2 protein-coding genes are annotated in these 1,841 nt (G+C 70.9%); both read right to left on the bottom strand.

What is annotated here, in order from left to right; all coding sequences use genetic code 11:
• Window positions 1-680, bottom strand: a 680-nt coding sequence (locus AC27VN_RS40355) for an isocitrate lyase/PEP mutase family protein (protein WP_490880346.1), incomplete at its 3' end; no start/stop codon positions are given.
• 60 nt (window positions 681-740) lie between these two features.
• A complete protein-coding gene (locus AC27VN_RS40350) occupies window positions 741-1,658 on the bottom strand; it encodes a LysR substrate-binding domain-containing protein (RefSeq protein ID WP_490880345.1) in 918 nt (305 codons plus the stop codon).
• Between the last annotated feature and the right edge of the window lie 183 nt (window positions 1,659-1,841).

Below are 1,841 nucleotides of genomic sequence, written 5' to 3'. Positions count from 1 at the left end.
CCGAGCGCCTCGATGTCCTTCATCGTGAGTTCGCTGGTCGCGCCGACCAGCAGGTTCACCGGCTTGGGCGCGACCGCCGCGACCACGGCCGCGATCTGCTCGCGCGTCTTGATGCCGGGCGCGTAGAGGCAGTCGGCGCCGGCTTCGGCATAGGCCTTCAGGCGCGCGATCGCGTCGTCGAGGTCGGGCCGGCCGGCGAAGAAGTTCTCGGCGCGGCCGATCAGCAGCGTGTCGCCGCCCACCGCATCGATGGCGCCGCGCGCGGCGCGCATGCGCTCGACCGCGACCTCGATCGGGAACAGCGGCGCGTCGGCATGGCCGGTCGAGTCCTCGATCGACAGGCCGGCCACGCCGGTCTCGACCGCGAGCCGCACGCTCTGGGCCACGGCCTGCGGATCGGCACCGAAGCCGTTCTCGAAATCGGCATTGACCGGCAGCGAGGTGGCCGCCACCAGTTCGCGCAGGTGCGCGAGCACCGCGTCGCGCGCGATGGCGCCGTCGGCCTGGCCATGCGACCAGGCGAAGCCCGAGCTGGTGGTGGCGAGCGCCTTGTAGCCCAGGCCTTCGAGGTAGCGCGCGCTGCCGGTGTCCCAGGGGTTGGGGATGACGAAGCAGCCCTGGGCATGCAGCGCGCGGAAGGCCGCGCGTTTCTCGGCGACGGTGGGGTTCGTGGGGGTCATGGGGTCTGTTCCTTCTTTCGATGAAATTCGATGCAAGGGCGGCGAAAGGCGCGAAGCCGTTCAGGATAAGCCAGCGCCCGGCTGCGGCGCGCCGGGCGGATGGGCCAGCAGGTGGTCGATGAAGGCGCGCACCGCCGGCAGCATGCCGCGGCGCGTGGCGAAGGCTGCCTGGATCTCGCTCGCGGTGCAGGCCCAGTCGGGAAACAGGCGCACCAGGCGGCCCTCGCGCAGCTCGTCGCGGCACAGGATCTCGGGCAGCAGCGCCACGCCCAGGCCCTGCAGCGCCACGTGCCGGAGCGCGAACATGTCGTCGGCGACCAGGCGCGGCACGAAGTCCAGCTCGTGCACCTGCTTTCCCCGCTCCAGCCGCCACAGGTGGCGCTCGCCGGTGTCGGGCAGCGAGAGCATCGGCCAGGCGGCCAGGTCGTCGAGGCTCGCGGGCGTGCCCAGGCGCTCGAGCAGCGCCGGGCTCGCGAGCAGCACGTCGACCGTGCGGCCCAGCGGCCGCGCGACCAGGCTCGAGTCCTCGAACGGCGGACGCCGCACGCGCAGCACCACGTCGACGTTCTCCTGCAGCGGATCGACGCGCCGGTGGCTCACTTCCAGCGAGAGCCGCACCTCGGGAAAGGCGCGCATGAAATCGGGGATCAGCGGCGTGAGCCAGAACTGCGCGAGCGTGAAGGGCGCGCTCACGCGCAGCGGCCCCTGCGGCCGCGCGACGGCCTGGCGCACCACGTCGAAGGCCTCCTCGCCCGCGGCCACCGTGGCCTGGCAGCGCTCGTAGAACTGCTCGCCGACATGGGTCAGCAGCAGCCGGCGCGAACTGCGCTGCAGCAGCCGCACGCCCAGCCGTTCCTCGAGCTGCGCGACGCGGCGGCTCAGGCGCGACTTGGGAATGCCCAGGTGCCGGCTCGCGGCGCTGAAGCCCTGCTGCTGCACCACGTGCGCGAACAGCGCGAGGTCGTTGAAATCGTCCATGTCTCCTGTTCCGCTGGCAGAACGATCCGTTCTTTTTCGGCGGATTGTTGTCGTTTCGTTCCATCAGCATCATCGATCGTCTCTTCTCGGTCAATGTCCACGCCCATGAAAATCGCCAGCTTCCATCACCGCGGTGCCCTTCGCTTCGGCGTGGTCCGAAACGACGACGTGCTCGACGCCAGC

This window comes from Variovorax sp. 20P10.2.4 (assembly GCF_058244205.1).
This window is presented reverse-complemented; position numbering and strand designations above follow the sequence as displayed.

Bases quoted from the DNA above. Each gene is read 5' to 3' on its own strand.
- AC27VN_RS40350 (WP_490880345.1), bottom strand. From the start codon at position 1,658: ATGGACGATTTCAACGACCTCGCGCTGTTCGCGCACGTGGTGCAGCAG.